The organism is Anaerococcus prevotii DSM 20548, from assembly GCF_000024105.1.
Taxonomy (GTDB): domain Bacteria; phylum Bacillota; class Clostridia; order Tissierellales; family Peptoniphilaceae; genus Anaerococcus; species Anaerococcus prevotii.
Genome location: NC_013171.1, coordinates 688064 through 706856 on the forward strand (window position 1 = coordinate 688064; position 18793 = coordinate 706856).

The window sequence follows — 18793 nt, forward strand, 5'->3', positions numbered from 1 at the left end:
TATAATCAAGAACAAGTAAATCTTGCAATAATTATTATTAATGAAGGTAATATTTTACTATTAAGTCTAAATAGCAAGGAAATATCACATGAAAACAATTAGTGTAGGATTAGAATGGGGTTCTTATTCTCTTCAAGAATTAGATAGTAAGGGATTTATTGTAGATGATATAGGTGCGGAGGAATTGGGTTTGGATAGGGAATTTTGTGAAAAAATTCAAAAATTACAAGATTTGTATGATAACTTATTTTTAAATAACGAAAAAGAATTCTCTTACCTAGGCAAGGAAAAACCAGAAGAAGTAAAAAAGATAAAAGATATATATTCGGATATATTTGATGAATTGCTAGATAAGTTAAACGATAAATTCAATTTTAGAGTATTAGAATTAGATATTTAGATAGAAATAGAGCTTGTGAGAGATAATCCTTACAAGTTCTATTTTTAAATCCTTTTTGAATAAATAAATTCAAAACTCAAATATTCATTTACTACCATCTTGTCAAGCATTAAATTCCAAAGAATAGGGTCAAATTCGTCCAGAGGATTAAGGGTATCTAATTTTTTGATAAAGAAGTCATATTTTAGTTTTCTAGGTTCCTTGTCTTGGATTTGAGCACATAAATCTTCGTATTTTTCTTTTTAAGAATTAAATTTATTTACTAGTTTCTCATATTTTTTAGCTTATTCAAGTTTATTCCTATTATAATAATATTTACAATTTCTATTCCTATTATATACTAATATATGAATAATGAGAAATTATAGAGTCCGTATAATTGTGCAAAAAAGGTAATGAAACCTTAATGATAACAGATAATAATCAAATTGTTTACAATAAGAATCTTCTAAACCTTATAACATTGGATATTAATATTTGTCCAGGATATCATGGTGTCCAATATCTAAAAGAAATATCAATTCATTATTTTCATAGAACCAAAGAATTCGAATATCCATGTTAACAGAAGACTCCCATATTCCATTTGTACCTTGTATCTTTTTAGTTCTTAAAGATGGATGAGTAGGATTTTCTATGAAAAATTTAAGTTTCTTTTTAGTCTGTTTCTTTTCAGTGTCAGATAGTTTTTTGTAATGTTTTTTAAAGGCTTTCGAATAAGTAATTTTATAGGACATTAATTGTCTAACTCCTCGAATAGAGAGTCGATAGAATCAAAAACAGGTTGAGTCCCATTTTTTATAGATTCTTTAATTTCTTTTACTTCAGCTTTTAAATTTTTTATGACATATTCTGGATAGATTGCAACTGGAACAAGTACAATTCTACCGTTATCTTCTATGACTTCAAACTGGTCCCCTTGATTTAATTCCATAGAGTTTACTATGTCTTTTGGGATAGTGACTTGTGATTTAGCTTTTAGTTCAACTAACATAACAAAACCTCCTTAGTTAGAAATTCATACTTTCTAACTAAATTATATTTTCTTCTGAGAAAAAAGTCAAGTGGAGAGTAAAGTTGATATAATGAGAGTAAGTAGTTGTAGTATAGTTGAATAGCAAAATAATAATAAAATGAGCCTTGGAGATTTAATCTTTGAGGCTTTTAATATTTAGCGGTGTTAAAATACCGAGAAAACCTAAGAGACCATGTTCACATCCAGGATGTCCAGAGTTAGTTGATGGACGATTCTGTAAGAAACATGAAAAAGAATACAATAAGAACTATGAAAAATATAAACGAGACCCTAAAACTCATAAGCGATATGTAAAAGCGTGGAGAGTTATTAGAAAAAAATATGTAGCAGAGCATCCACTTTGTGAGATGTGTTTAAAAGAAAATAGAATGACAAAGGTAGAGGAAGTACATCACATGTTCCTCTTTCTCGTGGTGGAACTAATGACGAAGACAATCTTATGAGTCTTAGTAAATCTTGTCACTCAAAGATTCATGCAAAGAGTGGGGATAGATTTGGAGGGTAGTTTTCGTGGGGAGGGGAGCCTTAATCTCTAGGACAGATTTCACTACCAACGGTGCCGCCCTCTGACGCACAAAAAAACGGGTTCAAAGAGGGTATTAAAGAATATCATTCAAAAATCAAAATATTTATTCTGACTATTGACAATAAAACTTTGCATGATATAATATAAATGCCAAGTAAACTTGGCAAAAGTGTAAAGGAGAATGAATATGAAGAGAGATGAAGTTTTAGCAAGAAGTCGTGAGGAGTATAGAAATCACGATGAGATGATGGTTGATATTTTTAAAAAGGCAGGCGAAGTTTCCAGCCAAATCGGATTAGCTGTTGCTGCCATCCTATTTGGAATTGAAGCTTTTTTCTTCAATTCCTTTAATTATGGAATACTAAGTATTTATTTTAGTATTGAAGCAACTAAAGAACTCGTAAAGTATGCAAAACTAAAAGAAAGAAAGCAATTGTTATTGGGGATACTTATGGCGATTATAGGAATTGCTTTATTTGTAGCTAACCTTATAACATTGAAGTAGTGATGGATTATGGATGATAAACTAGTTCTCAAAAATCATTTAAAAGAAGTCAGAAAAGAAAAAGGCTATTCACAACAACAGTTAGCTGATGAGGTGGGTGTTTCAAGAAACACAATCAGCTCAATTGAAACTGGTCAATTTAACCCTACTGCTAAATTAGCATTGATACTTTGCATTGCTTTAGAAAAGAAATTTGAGGATCTTTTCTATTTTTAGACAAACATAGTTAAACTAAAATCTCCCTACAGTAAACAATATTGTTTATTGAAGGGAGATTTTATATTTAAGTATTAGGAGGTGATCTTATCGCTAAAGACGGAACATACAGAGGTGGAAGAAGAGTAAAAGCAGGGGGGGAAACCACAGCCTGCTGCTGAAAAATAGAAAAAGGTAAAAAAGTAGAAATACTAATGAATGATATTCCAACATTTAATCCAGAAGAAATAGATGCAGTTGACTTACCAGATGGGGCTGTTCTTTATGGAACGGATATGCCTACACCAAGTGATTATCTATCTGCAAAGCAAAGAAATGGAATACCACTTGGTGCTGATGAAATATATAAAGAGACTTGGGGCTGGTTAAAACAGAGGAACTGTGAAACCTTAGTAAATTCAAGATTATTAGAATCCTACTCCCAGGCTTTTACAAGATACATTCAATGTGAAAAGGCAATAAGTCAATTTGGTCTTTTAGGAAAGCATCCTACAAGTGGTGGAGTTATTGCATCTCCCTTTGTGCAGATGTCTAATCAGTTTCAAAAAACAGCCAACCTTTTATGGTATGAAATTTATGACATTGTGAAAGAGAACTGTACTGAAGTTTATGAAGACTATGGAGAAGATATGATGGAAAATTTTTAAGGCAAAGGAGGTAATTATATTGTTTGAAAAAGTAAATCCAAAGCATCCAGACAAAATAGCGAATTGCATTGCAGAATCAATTGTAGATTTATCATATAAGGAAAAATAAAATTCTAAAATAGCAGTTGAAGTTTTGCAGGAACATGGAAATTGTCATGTGATTATTGAAACGGACTGCAATCTAAATAAAAAAGAAATTGAAACAGCGATTAAGAGGTTAGGAGGAGATGTCATAGCAGATATTAAAATATTAAAACAGGATATCCGCTTATCTAAGAATCAAAAAGAAAAGATAAGATGTGGAAATGATATAAGTGAATTTGTTTATGAAGACAGGGATTGATTTATTTTTAATATGTGTTTAAATATATAAAAATATAATAGATCTTATAGGAAGCACTAATAAGAAAGCCAGTAAAATCATAATTTTATTTATTCTGAACAGGCCCTTTTTCCTAATTCCTTTTTTCTTATCGATAGAAAAAGGAGAAGGCTTTGAGTATAATGAGAAAAGATTAAAGATAAAGGAATGATTATGGATAATTTAAATATACCGACTCATGTTGCCATAGTCCTTGATGGGAATGGCAGATGGGCAAAAAAGAAGCATATGCCTAGGACTTACGGTCACAAAAATGGGGCCGAGAATGTCGTAGACATTTGTCTTTATGCAAAAAAGCGTGGAGTTAAGTATATGACTCTTTACGCTTTTTCGACAGAAAATTGGAAGAGGCCTCTCGAGGAAGTCAATTATCTGATGAAGCTTGTGATTAAGTTTATTGAGAGCAAGCTAGATATTTTGATGAAGGAAAATTGTAAGCTTAATTTCATAGGAGATTTGGAAAAGCTCCCAGCTTCTACTAAAGAAATTTGTATAAGGGCTATGGAAGATACCAAGGATAATGATGAGATTACCTTAAACATCGCCCTAAACTACGGGGGTCGTGACGAGATAGTACACGCCTTTAAGGCCATGATGGATGATGGGATAAGTAAGGAAGATATTACAGAAGAGATGATTTCTTCCTACCTATATACCAAAGATCAACCAGACCCTGACCTTCTTATTAGGCCAGGTGGGGAGCTTAGACTATCAAATTTTTTGATTTACCAGCTTGCCTATGCGGAGTTTTATTTTACAGATACCTTGTGGCCTGACTTTGATAGGAAGGCTTTTGATGAGGCCTTGGAGGAGTTTTCTAGGAGAAATAGAAGATACGGGGCCTTGTCATGAACTTGTTTAATAGGGCAATCGGTGGAGCGATAATCCTTGCTCTTTTGATTCTAATAACATTTCTAGGAAGGATTCCCCTAGCTATTGGGGTTATGATCTTCTCCTATATTGCCCTTCATGAGATGAAAGAGGCTCTGGCAAAGGTTGGGATTACTCTTCCTATGAAGCTTTTGTATGTGACTAATACGATAATCATGCTTGCAGCCTATATCAATAATTCTGATATTTATATAGCAAGCCTTGTAGTTTCTGTAATTTTTATGATGATGTATATTATCTTGAGGGGTCATTACAGCCTATATGATGGCTTTGCGACATCCTTTGTCTTACTTTATGTATCACTTTTGATGAGTCATATATTAAGGATAGAGGATGTAAATTTCGTATGGCTTTTGTATATTACAGCTTGGGGTTCAGACACCTTTGCTTATCTTGTAGGTTCAACTATGGGTAAGCATAAGTTTGAATCTATAAAGCACATTAGTCCCAACAAGACCATCGAGGGATCTTTCGGTGGAATAGTAGGGGCTTGTATCCTCAATTCGATTTTCGTAAATGAATTTGGCCTTGGTGTTAAGATTTACGAAGTCATAATTTTTACGATTATTGCAGCTGTTTTATCTCAAATTGGGGATTTGATAGCTTCATTTATTAAGAGAAAAACTGGAGTCAAAGACTTTGGCCATATTATTCCAGGCCATGGAGGAATCCTCGACAGATTTGATTCTATGCTTTTTATAGCTCCAGTTTTATATTTATTTTCAAGATTATAAGGAGAGTTGATGAGTAAAATAATTATAGCTATAGTTATGTTCTTATTCTTGATTCTTATTCATGAATTTGGACATTTCCTTCTAGCGAAGGCATCTGGAATAAAGGTAAATGAGTTCGCCATTGGTATGGGGCCTGCTATCTTTAAAAAGCAGGGCGAGGAGACTCTTTATTCCCTAAGACTCATACCAATAGGCGGATATTGCGCTATGGAAGGAGAGGATGATGAAAGTTCAGATCCTAGGTCCTACGATAGGGCACCTGCCAAGAGTAAATTTCTTACAATACTTGCAGGACCTTTGATGAATTTACTCCTTGCAGTTCTTATATTTTTTGTAGTTGCTCTAAATACTGGCGTTGCTACAAAAACAATCGGAGGATTTAGTAAGGATTCTCCTGCCGAAGCTGCTGGTGTTAAGCTAGGAGATGAAGTAGTAAGGCTTGCTGGGAAAGATGTAACAAGCTTTACCGATATTTCTCCTATCCTAAACGAATATTACAAAAATAGGGATAAGGATGAAGACATTTCCCTAGAAGTTTTATCCGGTAATGAGAGCAAAACTTACAAGATAAGTCCTATGGAAGAAAATGGGTCTTACTATCTAGGAATAGAGTCAAAGCTAAGAAAGGCTGGAGTCTTCGAGGCTATTAAGCTGGGCTTCGTCGAAACAGGCAAAAACATTGCCTTAATCTTTGTAGTATTGGGTAGACTTTTTACAGGAAAGATCGCCTTTTCAGCCCTTTCAGGTCCCGTTGGAGTGGTAAAGGAGCTCGGTAACCAAGCCCAAAATGGTTTGATGAGCCTTTTATATTTCTTAGGCTATATCAGTGTCAACCTCGGAGTATTTAACCTCCTTCCAATACCAGCCCTAGACGGATCAAAGATAGTAAGCGCTCTTTATGAGATGGTTACAGGCAAGCGTGTTAACAAGAAATTTGAAGAAAAAATCACAGTAGCAGGTTTCGTTATTCTTTTGGGACTGATACTTGTGATTTCAATAAAAGATATAATTAATCTATTCTAAAGGAGATAAAATGAGAAAGAAAACTAAGAAGATTTATGTAGGAGATGTTGCAGTAGGAGGCGACTCTCCTATTTCTGTTCAATCAATGACAACAGCAAAGACAAGCGATATCGAAAAGGTAGTAGGGCAGATCAATGCCCTAGAAGAAGCGGGTTGCGATATAGCAAGATCTGCTATTAACTCCATAGAAGATGCCAAGGCAATTGTTGAGATTAAGAAAAGAACTAATATACCACTTGTTGCAGACATTCAGTTCGACTATAAGCTTGCCCTTGCAGCGGTAGAATATGGTTGTGATTGTCTAAGATACAATCCTGGTAATATAGGAGGTAGTGATAAGGTTAAGCTTCTTGTAGATAAGTGCAAGGAGAAAAACATCCCTATAAGGATTGGGGTAAACTCAGGCTCTATATCGAGAGAAATCGTAGATAGATTCGGTGGAGTAAACGCAGACTCCCTAGTAGCAAGTGCCCTAGAGGAAGTAAAGATCCTAGAGGAGATGGACTTTACCGATATCAAAATTTCTGTTAAGTCAAGCGATGTAAATACAATGATCGATGCCTACAGGAAATTATCAGATAAGGTTGACTACCCACTCCACCTTGGTGTAACAGAAGCAGGTCCCTTGTACCAAGCCCTTGTCAAATCCTCTATCGGCATAGGTTCTTTACTAAAAGATGGGATAGGAGATACTATCAGAGTTTCAATCACAGGAGATATTCTAGAAGAAGTTAAGGCAGGAAAGGCAATCCTTAAGGCCCTTAACCTAAGACGAGATGGCCTAGATATAGTATCTTGTCCAACATGCTCAAGAACTACAGTAAATCTTCATGAAATTGTAAAGGAAGTAGAAGAGAAGAGTGGGGGTCTAGATATCTCTGCTAAGGTTGCCATCATGGGTTGTCCAGTAAATGGACCAGGAGAGAGTAAGGAAGCAGAATATGGAATTTCTGCAGCAAATGGCATGGGCTTTCTCTTTAAGAATGGCAAGACTATTAAGAAAGTTAGAGAAGATGAGATAGTAGATACTTTGATAGAGACTCTCAAAGAAAGCAAAGAAGATGAGAATAGACCTTCATAATCTAATAGATGTCAAGGAGGGGAGTTTTTTTGTAGTAGAGGCCATCTACTTTACTAAGACCAATATCCTAAGCCTTGAGATTGAATCTGATAGCTATAACTTCACAAGAGAAGAAAGAGAGAAGCTCTATGACTATTTTTCCTTCGTAAGCCTTGAAATAAATGTACGAAGAAAAGAAGTCGAAGATGGAAACGTCTCAGATAATGATGAGAGAGATGCTTTAGAAGAAACAAGCCCTAGTAATACTCAATCCGAGGAAAAAGTAATAGAAGAGCCTCCCCTTAGCGAAACCGAACGCCTAATCAAGGAAAGAGAGGCTAGGGTCCAAGACGCCATAGATTTTACTATCCAAAATAGGGAAGAAGAAAAGAAGGAAGAGATTCACGTAGATAACATCAACTTTGGTAGGAAAATCAAGGAAGATGTGATAGATATCAGAGATCTTTACGAAAGAAAGGGAGTTAATTCTACCCTAATAGGAAAGGTGTACGGCCTAGATGTATTCGAGACCAAGGGTGGATATTTTATCTATACCTTCGACCTTGAAGATAAGACTGATGCTATTTCTTGTAAGATTTTTGCAAATGCTAAGAATAACTACAAGCTCGAAACCTTGGGGGAAGGGTCGGAAGTCATGGTCGAGGGAGTCCTAAACTACGATGATTTCGCCCACGAGGATGTATTTACAGTAAATGGTATGGTTGATGCAATACTCGGCAAAAGGACTGATACAGCTCTTGATAAAAGAATTGAGCTAGAGGTCCATACTAAGATGACTAACCTCGATGGTTTTGTAGACAATAAGGACCTGGTAAGCACCCTAAAAAACTGGAAGATGGGAGCTGTTGGTATTACTGATACAGCAACCCTCCAAGGCCTTCCAGATCTTTACGAAGCCCTTTCTAAGGAAGGGATAAGGATGCTTCCTGGAGCTGAGCTTCTTCTAGTAGAAGATGAGCTGAGAGTTCTTACCAATCTAAGCGATAGGGAAGTTTCCGAGATTAAAAATATAGAAGAAGAAAGCTTTGTCGTATTTGACCTTGAGACAACAGGTCTTTCCCGCTACAAGGATAGGATAACAGAAATCGGAGCCTGCAGGGTAGAAGGCGGAAAGATTACAGAAATTTATAATGAATTGGTAAATCCTGAGATGGTTATTCCAGAAAAAATCATCGAAATAACTGGTATTACTAACGAGATGGTAAAAGACTGCCCTACAATCGAGGAAGTCCTTCCAGGATTTTTGGACTTCTGCAAGGACTCAATCCTAGTAGGACAAAACACCGACTTCGATGTTGGCTTTGTTAGGGAAAACTGCCACAGGATGGGGCTAGACTTTAACCCAATCTATCTGGATACTCTTCCAATGGCTAGGGCCTTGTTTAGTGATATGAAGAAGTTCTCCCTAGATAAGATTGCAAGAAAGTTAGAAATCCCTGCCTTCAACCACCATAGGGCAAGCGATGACGCTAGGGCTACTGCTCAGATTTTCATCAAGATGTTTAAGATGATTATGGAAGAAGACGGGATAAATCTTTCTACTATTAACAAGCTTAAAAGCCACTGGCCTAAGTCAAAGCACGAGTACTTCTCAGCTACAGTTTATGCTAAGGATAAGGTCGGCCTTAAAAATCTCTACCAACTTATATCAGAATCTAGGATGAATTACTTTAATTCCGAGGCCAAAACTCCAATCTCAGTTTTAGAAAAGTATAGGGAAGGCCTCCTAGTAGGGTCAGGATCTGATGAAGGAATTCTTTTTTCACATTTGCAAAATAAGAGAAGCAAAAGGGACCTTAATAGGATTAGAGACCTCTTTGACTTCTACCAAATGGCTCCTTTAGGAATCTATAATGACATGGTAAATAAGGGTAAGATCCGTGATATCGACCAGGTTATAGAAATAAATAAGCAAATCTTAGACTTTGCTAAGGAAGATAATAAGCTTGCAGTCGCAACTGGTGCAGTAAGATATCTGGAAAAGGATGATTATATCCTAAGAAATATCCTCCACAAGGGTCAGTATTTTAGGTATCATGAGGATGAGCCTCTTTATTATTTTAGGACTACAAGGGAGATGATGGATGACTTCTCCTATCTAAATCCAATTGATGCTGAGGATGTCGTAATAAGAAATCCAAGGAAGATTGTCGATATGATAGAAGATATTAGGCCAATTCCTAAAGGGACCTTCCCACCTAAAATAGAAGGATCTGATAAAGAGCTTAGGGATACTTGCTTTGCCAAGGCCCATTCAATCTACGGAGACCCCCTACCAAAGATAGTAGAGGATAGGCTTAACCGTGAGCTTAACTCAATTATTTCTAATGGCTATGCTGTTCTTTATATAATAGCTAAGAAGCTTGTAGGTAAGTCTAACGAAGACGGCTACCTAGTAGGATCGCGTGGATCTGTTGGTTCTTCCTTTGCTGCCACCATGGCAGATATTACCGAGGTAAACCCACTTTCTCCTCACTATGTTTGTCCTAATTGCAAGCATTCGGAGTTTTTCGAAGAAGATCTTTTAGGAGCAGGAATCGACTATCCAGACAAGGCTTGTCCTGAATGTGGAACCATGATGAAAAAGGATGGTCACAATATACCATTCGAGGTCTTCTTGGGCTTTGAGGGTGATAAGGAACCAGATATAGACCTAAACTTTGCAGGAGAATACCAACCTACTATTCACAAATATACCGAGGTCCTCTTCGGTGAGGGTAAGGTCTTTAGAGCAGGAACCATAGGAGCGATCCAGGATAATACTGCCTTTGGTTATATAAAAAAATACAGCGAAGACTATCAGGTGGAATTTACAAACGCTCAGGTAAGAAAAATCCAAAGAGGACTTAAGGATGTCAAAAGAACAACCGGCCAGCACCCGGGTGGGCTAATTGTAGTACCAGATGATATAGACATATTTGATATCTGTCCTATCCAATATCCAGCTGATGATGGAAGTGGAGATATTAAGACAACGCATTTCACCTACAATATGATGCACGAAACCCTCCTAAAGCTAGACCTTCTAGGCCATGATGTACCATCAATAATCAGAGCATTACAGGACTTAACGGGAACCAATCCCCTAGAGATTACTATGGGAGATCCTGACGTTATGAAGATATTTTCTTCCACAGAAAGTCTTGATATCAAGCACGACTTTTCCAACAACGAGATTGGAACCTTGGGCATACCAGAATTTGGTACAAACTTCGTAAGGTCCATGCTTAAGGATACCTTCCCAACCAAGTTTTCGGAGATGACGAGAATTTCGGGCCTATCTCACGGAACTGATGTGTGGCTTAACAATGCCCAAGACCTAGTAAGAAATGGCACAGCAGGCTTTGACGAGATTATCTCTACTCGTGATGATATAATGAACGCCCTTATCCAACAGGGGCTAGATAAGAAAAAGTCCTTCTCTATCATGGAGAAGGTAAGAAAGGGTAAGCCTCTTTCTGATGAAATCCTAGAGTATATGAGGGAAAATGGGGTGCCTGAATGGTACATCGAGTCTTGTCTTAAGATTCAATATCTTTTCCCAAAGGCCCACGCTGTCGCATATTGTCTGATGAGTTACAGGATTGCCTACTACAAGGTATACTTCCCTGAAGCCTTCTATGCGACCTACTTCAATACCAAGATCAACGACTTCAAGTACTCTACAATTATAGATGGTCTAGAAAGTATTCAGAGAGCTCTTAAGGAATATGCAGGAAATTTTGATCTTTCTCAAAGGGATAAGCAAATAAGAACTGTCCTCGAAGTAGCTGAAGAGATGGCAGCAAGGGAGATTAAGCTTGAAAAGGCAGATATCTACAAGTCAGATGCGAAGAAGTTCCTCCTAAGTGATAGAAAAGGCTACATCCTACCTCCGCTTTCTGCAGTAGATGATGTAAGTGAAGCAATGGCTATTGATATTGTAAAGGAAAGAGAAAAAGGCGAATTTATTTCCTTAGAAGACCTCAAAACAAGAACTTCAGTAAACAAAAACGCCATAAACAGCCTCAAATCCTTGGGCATAATTGACGGTATCCAAGAGAAAAACCAGATGTCCTTGTTTGATGGGATGTTTTAGTTATAAAAATCAAATAAATAATTAAAGAGCCTGGGGGCTCTTTTTTTTACACAAAAAGACATTTCCTAGAAAAACTAAGAAAATACTAAGAAAATAATTGACAATATATATATATATATATAATATTTATGATATAAAAATGACAATGTTAGAAGAAATGGAGAATGATTATGAAGAAAAATAAATTAATAGGTGCAAGTCTTGCCCTTGCTTTAGGGACTGGTCTACTTGCACAACCAGCTTACGCAAATGCAGAGCTCGAAAGTGATCTGCAAAAAGCAAGTGAACTAACAGAGTCAATGAAAAATCATATAGTGGAAGTTGATAAGATTAGAAGGGGTAAAAGTGAAGAAAAGCCAAATGATAATGAAACACCTTCTACACCATCAAAAGATGACAAAGACCATAGTGATGATTTGACTGGTGGAGCTTTAGAAAGCAAAGGATATGATAGCAAAGAAGAAGCTGAAACAGCAGGTAAAAAAGCTTTAAAAAATTCACCAAACAAAAAATCATTTAGCGTATCAAAAGGTGTAGATGGTAAATATTATTTCCACTTGTGGGAAGATGGTGAAAATACAACAGATAACACTAAAGATAATACAAGCAAACAATCCACAAAAACATCTAAGGAAGATACAAGCAAAAATAAAGAGAATAATAAACAAGTAGCAAACAATTCTTCTAATGTTAAAACGGGAATAGAACCACTAATTGGAACAGCGGGGGTTCTTGTTGCATCAATCGGAGCACTTGGTTTTAGCAAAAAGGAGAATAAATAATGAAAGCAAACACTAAAAAAGCATTAATTTTAGCATTAGGTCTTGGTCTTGTAACTGGAGCGACCACAACATATAAAGCTTATGCCGACACAGAAATAAGATATGTTGAAAACGAACAAGAACTTAAAAGAGTTGAAAAGGCTATAGCGGAGCTTAAAGATTCTAAAACTGATTTAGACGAATCTATTAATGCTGCTGTTGAAAGGATTAGAAACTCTAACCCTACAGAACCTACAGAAGAAGAACTAAAAGTTTTAAACCCTGCTTATATGAAAAGTGTTGAGGCTAAAAATTTAATCAGAAAGCTTGAAACATATAAACTAAAACTTGAAAAAGGAAAACCTTCTGATAAAGATGAAGATAAACCATCCGAAGAAGATAACAAAGATAAACCTTCCGATGATGAACAAACCCCACCAAAAGAAGAAGATAAACCAACTGATGAAAACAAACCATCAGAAGAAAAACCAAAAGTTACTAAAACAACTCTAAAAGAAGAAATTCCATTCAAAACTAAAAGAGCTGTGAACGATCCAAATCTTGAGACAAGAATTGCACAAGCTGGATCAAACGGTTTTATTGAATACGAACTAACTTATGAAGGTGATAAACTAATTGATAAAAAAGTAATCAATAAAGTAGAACCAACAGATGAAATTATCGAAACATACGTTAAGGTAAAAGATGCTGAAATTGGAACTAGAGAAGTTGAAGACAAATCTAAACCAATCTATAAGACAGAATACCAACAAATGGCGTTTGTTAGAGGTTTCTATCTATCTGAATATCAAGAAACTGGTGAAGAAAACATTCATTACTGGGAATTTGACTCTTATAAAGAGGCTTATAATTTCGTAGAACAAAATGATATTATGGGTAACTATGGAGACCTTGACAAATACAAAGAAATCAAAAAACTAATTGGATATGAAAAGAAAACTGAAACTTATGAAATCTCCCCTGCTGTATATGAATGGAGATAAACCTAAAAGACTCGATCAAATCGAGTCTTTCTTTATCCATTCTTATCTTAGATAAGGACAGAGCAAATATATTTTTCAAAAGGAGTCGGCGTTATATATCAGACTCTTTTATCTTTCTATAGAATTTATTTCATTTTTAATATACAATTTTCTAAAAGGTCCCAGGCCGAATGACGAAATTGTTATTTCTTCATCATCTTTTAAGTACATATTAAGGTTGGGATTGTAGTAGATGTTTATACCTTGATTATTAAATTTTTTATACCTTGTTTTTTGCTTATCTTTAGTTAGGATAACCAGATCAACTGATCCCAGTCCACAGCAGGCGGCTTTTTGGTCGAGGTCTGGATTTATAAATATTTCTGTTAGACCCTTATCTTTGAGGTGTTTTTTTGCCTTTTTGTCTAGTATAAATTTCATTTTCCCTCCTAATAAAAATAGGGACCATGAAGTGATAGGTCCCTATTTTTATTTCTTTAACAATTCTTTTTTGATTATCCTTGTGGCTAAGCTTGCAAAATGACTTAGATCTTTTATCTGATAGAAATTATCGTAGTAAAGATAGGTCGCATTAGTAGTATTTTCCTTGTGGATTAGGGCAGAAATCTTGATATTTTTTCTCCTAAGCTTATCGAGCTCCTCCTTAGTATCCTTAAGGGCGGTATCTTCCTCGTAGGCCTTGTTTGGACTAAGTCCTTCTTTTATCAGAGGTCTTAGGTCGCTGGGATTCGCATCGGTTAGTATTAATAGGAGATGGTCTTTTAATTTTCTTTGAGGAATCAAAGAAGTATAGCTCCTAAAGGCAAGACCGTCTCTATTAAAGCCTAGGCTCTTATAAGAAAATATCCTAGAATCATCAGTTTCTTCATCGAAGTCCTTTAAGATAGTAAGGACAGTATAGTCGGAAAGGGTGCTGTAGGATATGACTCTGTGGCTAATTTTATTTTTGGACAGAGCCCTAGATAGGATATAGGCCTCGGTCGCTACAATCTCTTGATCGTACAAAAGAGAAGCTGACCCATCGAGAAGGATATCTAGCGTGTAATCCCCTTTTTTTTCAAAAGTTTTCTTGGTAAAGATCTTATTATAGTTAGGTATTTGGCTCTTCCATGCGAGGCTAGGACTGAGATTACCAGTCTTAGCCAATTGGGAATCCTTATCCTCGGTCGATTTAAGGGAGAGCTTTATAGATTTTGAGAGATTTTTGATAATTCTTTCATAGAAGTTTTCTTTATTCTTGTAAAAATTCAGATTACTCTCCCTAGCCTTGGAGTTTAATACATTTATTTTATCAGAATCTGCTTTAGCTATACCCTTGGTGAAGAAAATCTTTGATTTCTTGTGTTTATCTTTGGCATAGGTCTCGTTTATTAAATTCTCCTTTTCTTCTGAAAATAAAGACCTTCCGAAAGTTTCCTCTATATATAATCTCTTGGCATTTTTCCTTTTAAGTAAGAAATTTCCTATAGGATTTAACTTCTTACTATCATTATTTTTAAAAATATTTGCTTTGTTAGATCTTTCAAGCTGGTAAGATCCCTTTAGGTCGAAGAGGGAGAAGTTTATAGGAAAATGAAGCTTATATTTATTTTCCTTATCAAAAGAAAGATACTTCTCGAATAAATATATAGTATTAGCTACTAAAGTCCCAGGTCCAGTAGCTGGATCTAAATGGAAATTCTCGTATATATCTTCTTCTTTTTTAGAGAGATTAAAATTACAATCTAAAACTTGCGAGTATTTTTTCATAGTTAAAAGGTAATACAAATTTTCTCTTAAAGCTAAGTTTTTTCTCCTAAGGTCATTCTTATCGGCCAAGAAGTTTTTGGCGTAATCTTCTCTTAGGTCTTTGAGAATGGGCCTTTGGCTAACTTCTCTGTCATAGCAGTAGCTTTCCAAAAGATAGAGGGCGAAGATGTCGTATCTTTCACATTTTTTATTATCCTCCCATAAGGCAAAGAGATTTTCTATTGTTTCTTTGCCGAAGTATTTTATAGAAAGACCTATTATTAAGTTCATATAAAAACTTGGATTGCCGCTTAGGTCAGATCCTATGATGATGGGCTTATATCTATATGATAAGGCTCCATTCCAAATCCGATTATAGAATCTCTTGTCATTGGCTTTTCCCTTATTAGAAATCATAGTCCTCGAAAACATCTCCTTTAGATAAATTTTCCCTGAAACGAGCCTTTATCACATCTCTTATAAGTATTTTCTCATAAGAATCAAATACTTTGTTTACCAAGCACATATCGAAAGCCTCATCAAGCTTAAGACCTGCTTTAACAAGATCAAGACTATCGAAAATTCCTCTAAGGTCAATAGCACTATCGGATATTTCACCGGCATCCGCCTTTGTTTTCATATCATAGAATAATCTTCCTAGCTGGTTTTTGATCTCTGGTTTTAGATCTGGATAATTATCTGTAAAGATTTTACTTAGGTCATCTTCAGAAATTGTCGGCATATCAATAATTACGAAGCGAGAGAGGAGAGCCTCATTAAGCTCACGTGTCCCCTCATAATTGTAGTTCATGGTAGCTATAAATCTCGTGGCTGGGTGGATTTCTATAAGACCATTTCCTGGTATGTCGATTATTCTCCTATAATCTAGGATGGAGTGTAGGACTGCCATAGCTTCGTTTCTAGCCATATTAATCTCATCTAGGACGAGGAGACCTCCGTATTTACAAGCAGAGGTCACTGGTCCGTCTCTAAAGACTACATTTCCATTAGCTAGGGTATCGCTTCCTATAAGGACTTGGGAGTCGATATTTACATGGAAGGAAACATTCCACATGGGTCTTTTAAAAATTTGGGATAGATTTTCTGCTAGGACATTTTTTCCGGTTGACTTACTTCCAACAAGGAGTATGTTTTTTCCGGAAAGGAAGGCTGAGACTGCCTTATTTAAGATATCTTCTCCTATATAGGTAAACTTAGGCCTTGCAATCCTTGCCTTGAGCTTATCATCTATTGGATTTTCATTTATAAATTTATCAATTATTTCATAATTCATCTTATTTCTCGATTGGATTTATTTCGTTTTTGACATAAAGCTTCCTAAAAAAGGCTGATATGATTAAATCTTCATCTATATACATCGCTAGGTTGGGGTTGTAATAGATATCAAGATCATCAGTTTCTTGAAGTTTGTATCTATGCTTATCATCTTCTTTGGTAAGGATTACTATATCGATAGATCCTATCCCGCAACATGAGGCTTTCTGATCCAAATCTGGATTTATAAAAATTTCTTTGATTTGTTTTTTCTCTACTAAAGCTTTTGCTTTATTATCTAATATAAATTTCATATAAACTCCTAGATATAAAAAAGAGTGGCTATTGCCACCCTAATTTAATAAATTTAGTCTAACTTAATTGCTTCAATTCTTCTTCTATTTTTCTTAGATACCTTTACAACGAATACTGCATAAGCTATAGCAAGGATACCTGCTATAGGATAAGCAATCTTAAAGTCTTGACCGAAACCGAGTCCTTTGACGTTGATTATAAAGGCAAACACTATGAAAGTATAGAAGATTCCTGGAATCAATGTTATTAGGTAGTTCTTATTGTTATAGATTAGATAGCTTGTAGCTACAGCTAGGGCAAAGATTGCCACAAATTGGTTTGTAAATCCGAAGTATCTCCAAAGAATGTTGAATCCTTTAGGGTTAGATTTAGCAAAGTAAAGAATAGCTGCTGCTGGAACGAATAGACAGGCTGCAAGGCCAGCACGCTTACCAGCTACTTTTTGGTCTATATTGAGTTCTTCAGCTACGATTAATCTAAGGGACCTAAAGGCTGTATCACCAGATGTGATAGGAAGTGCTATAACACCGATTACAGCGATAAGTCCTCCGACATTACCCATGAAGTATCTTGAGATTTCACCAACCATAAGGGTACCTGGTGTGTCTAGGGCAGCTGTTCCTGTGGAGAAAATTACCATAGCACCTGCAGCCCAAATCATGGCGATAATTCCTTCTGCAATCATTGTAGAGTAGAAGGTTGTCTTTGCTTCTTTTTCACTTCTAACTGTTCTTGAAACTAGAGTAACTTGGGAACCGTGGAAGCCTGAAAGTATACCACATGCAACTGTGATAAAGAATGATGGGATAAATCTTTGTCCGAGTGGATGCTTAGCTAATAGGCCTTGACCCTTAAATGAAAGGTCAGCATTTCCCTTAAGTATAATTCCTATAAGGACACCAATTGCAGAGATAATAAGGAAGGCACCAAATATTGGATAGATTCTTCCGATTAGCTTATCTATTGGTAGAACTGTTGAAAGGATATAATATGCGAAGATTACTGCATAAATTACCCAGATTACATTTGAGTTTGGATCTGCACCCATAATATCATTGGCAATTAAGTCTCCAGGTGTATAAACAAATACAACACCAGTTAGGAGAAGAAGGATTGCAATAACAATATTGTAGAATTTCCTACATCCTTCACCTATGTATTTACCAACAAGCTTTGGAACTTGGCTTCCGCCGTTTCTCATTGAGATAAATCCTGTACAAAAATCGTGAACTGCACCTGCAAAAACACAGCCAATTGGAATTGCGATAAATGCAATTGGTCCGAAAAGGATACCTTGGATAGGGCCTAAGATTGGGCCAGTTCCTGCGATGTTTAGTAGGTTTATAAGCCAGTTTTTCTTCTCGCTCATAGCAACAAAGTCGACTCCGTCAGACTTTCTAACAGCTGGAGTCTCACGATCGTCGGGTTCAAGTTGTTTTTCAACGTATTTAGAATAGACGAAACCGCCGGCGATCAATATTATAAGACCGATAATAAATAATAACATATTTCCTCCTTTTATTTATGTATCTACTATAATTATAAACGTTTGTATGAATAATTACAAGAGAAATAACGTTTGCTAATGTAAAATATTTACTAACTTGTGGAAATTATAAATTATTAAAGGCAGGTCTCATTGAAATATTGAATTTATACTATTTGAAAGTATAATAATCACAGCAAAAGAGTGGGGGATGGTTTCCACTCTTTTAATCTGTTAAGACGAAGGAAGGTAATATGGATTTAACAAAAAGATTGAAAGAAATCTTTGAAGCTGATATTGAAAACTTGGGTTATGAATTAGTAGATATCGAATTCAAAGGCCAAAAAAACAACAAAATCCTAACGTTCTTTATCTACAATAAAGATGGGATTACAATCGAAGATTGTGAGAAGGTTAGCGCTTTTCTTGATGAGAAACTCGACGAGATTGATATAATAAAAGATTCATATTATCTCGAAGTCTCAAGTCAAGATCTATCTCGTCCAATAAAGACTGATAGAGACCTAGAAAGAAACAAGGATGAGCTTCTAAAAATTAAGTTAAAAGATGGTGAAATTTTCCTAGGAAAAATCATTAATATCGGCGAAGATTTTTATGAATTTATCCTGGAAGATGAAAATACAAAAAATATTAAAAAAGAAGACGTAAAAGAAATATATATTGAGATTGTTTTCTAAGGAGATA

Annotated in this window: 21 protein-coding genes and 1 pseudogene; 15 read left to right on the top strand and 7 right to left on the bottom strand. The window is 35.7% G+C overall.

Translation table 11 applies throughout. The annotated features are described in order from the left end of the window. Positions 1 to 88 precede the first annotated feature (88 nt). Entirely contained in the window at positions 89 to 400 is a 312-nt protein-coding gene (locus APRE_RS03080) for a hypothetical protein (RefSeq protein ID WP_015777541.1), read from the top strand. A 470-nt stretch (positions 401 to 870) separates the two neighbouring features. Here APRE_RS03080 and APRE_RS03085 read toward each other — a convergent pair whose 3' ends face one another. Together APRE_RS03085 and APRE_RS03090 are read right to left on the bottom strand one after the other, a co-directional pair. Then, positions 871 to 1137: a type II toxin-antitoxin system RelE/ParE family toxin gene (locus tag APRE_RS03085; protein ID WP_015777542.1), complete on the bottom strand. Its 267-nt coding sequence runs from the start codon at positions 1135 to 1137 to the stop codon at positions 871 to 873. Further along, on the bottom strand, positions 1137 to 1394 hold the full coding sequence (locus tag APRE_RS03090; RefSeq protein ID WP_015777543.1) for an AbrB/MazE/SpoVT family DNA-binding domain-containing protein: 258 nt from the start codon (positions 1392 to 1394) through the stop codon (positions 1137 to 1139). The genes APRE_RS03085 and APRE_RS03090 overlap by 1 nt, the downstream gene beginning before the upstream one ends. Before the next feature lie 161 nt (positions 1395 to 1555). On the opposite strand from APRE_RS03090, the gene APRE_RS03095 reads away from it, so the two are divergent. From APRE_RS03095 to APRE_RS03150, 13 genes and pseudogenes are all read left to right on the top strand, one after another. Next, positions 1556 to 1879, top strand: a complete 324-nt coding sequence (locus tag APRE_RS03095; protein WP_476692290.1) for an HNH endonuclease — start codon at positions 1556 to 1558, stop codon at positions 1877 to 1879. After that, positions 1873 to 1941: pseudogene (locus tag APRE_RS10075) on the top strand (HNH endonuclease); the annotation flags it as partial. The gene APRE_RS03095 and the pseudogene APRE_RS10075, both read left to right, overlap by 7 nt. 208 nt (positions 1942 to 2149) lie before the next feature. After that, the gene (locus APRE_RS03100) at positions 2150 to 2467 is read left to right on the top strand and encodes a DUF6442 family protein (protein WP_015777544.1); all 318 of its coding nucleotides are present in this window, start codon (positions 2150 to 2152) and stop codon (positions 2465 to 2467) included. Positions 2468 to 2476: 9 nt separating this feature from the next. After that, positions 2477 to 2683 (top strand): helix-turn-helix transcriptional regulator, encoded by a 207-nt coding sequence (locus APRE_RS03105; protein WP_004816384.1) that lies wholly within the window; start codon positions 2477 to 2479, stop codon positions 2681 to 2683. A 194-nt stretch (positions 2684 to 2877) separates the two neighbouring features. Then, positions 2878 to 3330: a P27 family phage terminase small subunit gene (locus tag APRE_RS03110; RefSeq protein WP_015777545.1), complete on the top strand. Its 453-nt coding sequence runs from the start codon at positions 2878 to 2880 to the stop codon at positions 3328 to 3330. A gap of 133 nt (positions 3331 to 3463) precedes the next feature. Continuing rightward, positions 3464 to 3673, top strand: coding sequence for a hypothetical protein (locus tag APRE_RS09790; protein WP_174250194.1), 210 nt, complete (start codon positions 3464 to 3466; stop codon positions 3671 to 3673). Positions 3674 to 3865: 192 nt separating this feature from the next. Then, positions 3866 to 4564: an isoprenyl transferase gene (locus APRE_RS03120; protein WP_015777546.1), complete on the top strand. Its 699-nt coding sequence runs from the start codon at positions 3866 to 3868 to the stop codon at positions 4562 to 4564. Next, on the top strand, positions 4561 to 5337 hold the full coding sequence (locus APRE_RS03125) for a phosphatidate cytidylyltransferase (protein ID WP_015777547.1): 777 nt from the start codon (positions 4561 to 4563) through the stop codon (positions 5335 to 5337). Before APRE_RS03120 ends, APRE_RS03125 begins: the two co-directional genes overlap by 4 nt. Before the next feature lie 9 nt (positions 5338 to 5346). Further along, positions 5347 to 6360, top strand: coding sequence for a M50 family metallopeptidase (locus APRE_RS03130; protein ID WP_015777548.1), 1014 nt, complete (start codon positions 5347 to 5349; stop codon positions 6358 to 6360). A 10-nt stretch (positions 6361 to 6370) separates the two neighbouring features. Continuing rightward, positions 6371 to 7441, top strand: a complete 1071-nt coding sequence (gene ispG, locus APRE_RS03135; RefSeq protein WP_015777549.1) for a flavodoxin-dependent (E)-4-hydroxy-3-methylbut-2-enyl-diphosphate synthase — start codon at positions 6371 to 6373, stop codon at positions 7439 to 7441. Then, positions 7422 to 11519 (top strand): PolC-type DNA polymerase III, encoded by a 4098-nt coding sequence (locus tag APRE_RS03140; RefSeq protein WP_015777550.1) that lies wholly within the window; start codon positions 7422 to 7424, stop codon positions 11517 to 11519. The genes ispG and APRE_RS03140 overlap by 20 nt, the downstream gene beginning before the upstream one ends. A gap of 170 nt (positions 11520 to 11689) precedes the next feature. Beyond that, on the top strand, positions 11690 to 12301 hold the full coding sequence (locus APRE_RS03145) for a DUF5633 domain-containing protein (protein WP_015777551.1): 612 nt from the start codon (positions 11690 to 11692) through the stop codon (positions 12299 to 12301). Further along, positions 12301 to 13284 carry a hypothetical protein gene (locus tag APRE_RS03150; RefSeq protein ID WP_015777552.1) on the top strand — a complete coding sequence of 328 codons (984 nt, stop codon included), beginning with the start codon at positions 12301 to 12303 and terminating at the stop codon, positions 13282 to 13284. The genes APRE_RS03145 and APRE_RS03150 overlap by 1 nt, the downstream gene beginning before the upstream one ends. A 108-nt stretch (positions 13285 to 13392) precedes the next feature. On the opposite strand, the gene APRE_RS03155 is transcribed toward APRE_RS03150, so the two are convergent. From APRE_RS03155 to APRE_RS03175, 5 genes are read right to left on the bottom strand one after another with little or no spacing between them, the layout of a single operon-like run. After that, complete coding sequence (locus tag APRE_RS03155) at positions 13393 to 13704, bottom strand: hypothetical protein (RefSeq protein WP_015777553.1); 312 nt, start codon at positions 13702 to 13704, stop codon at positions 13393 to 13395. Between the two features lie 48 nt (positions 13705 to 13752). Next, positions 13753 to 15429, bottom strand: coding sequence for a vWA domain-containing protein (locus APRE_RS03160; RefSeq protein WP_015777554.1), 1677 nt, complete (start codon positions 15427 to 15429; stop codon positions 13753 to 13755). Next, positions 15419 to 16306, bottom strand: a complete 888-nt coding sequence (locus APRE_RS03165; RefSeq protein ID WP_015777555.1) for an AAA family ATPase — start codon at positions 16304 to 16306, stop codon at positions 15419 to 15421. The genes APRE_RS03160 and APRE_RS03165 overlap by 11 nt, the downstream gene beginning before the upstream one ends. A gap of 1 nt (position 16307) precedes the next feature. After that, positions 16308 to 16601, bottom strand: coding sequence for an iron-sulfur cluster assembly accessory protein (locus APRE_RS03170; protein ID WP_015777556.1), 294 nt, complete (start codon positions 16599 to 16601; stop codon positions 16308 to 16310). Between the two features lie 53 nt (positions 16602 to 16654). Beyond that, positions 16655 to 18109 carry a carbon starvation CstA family protein gene (locus APRE_RS03175; protein ID WP_015777557.1) on the bottom strand — a complete coding sequence of 485 codons (1455 nt, stop codon included), beginning with the start codon at positions 18107 to 18109 and terminating at the stop codon, positions 16655 to 16657. A gap of 233 nt (positions 18110 to 18342) precedes the next feature. Here APRE_RS03175 and APRE_RS03180 point away from each other — a divergent pair, with 233 nt between their 5' ends. Beyond that, the gene (locus tag APRE_RS03180) at positions 18343 to 18786 is read left to right on the top strand and encodes a ribosome maturation factor RimP (RefSeq protein ID WP_015777558.1); all 444 of its coding nucleotides are present in this window, start codon (positions 18343 to 18345) and stop codon (positions 18784 to 18786) included. The last annotated feature ends 7 nt before the right edge of the window (positions 18787 to 18793 follow it).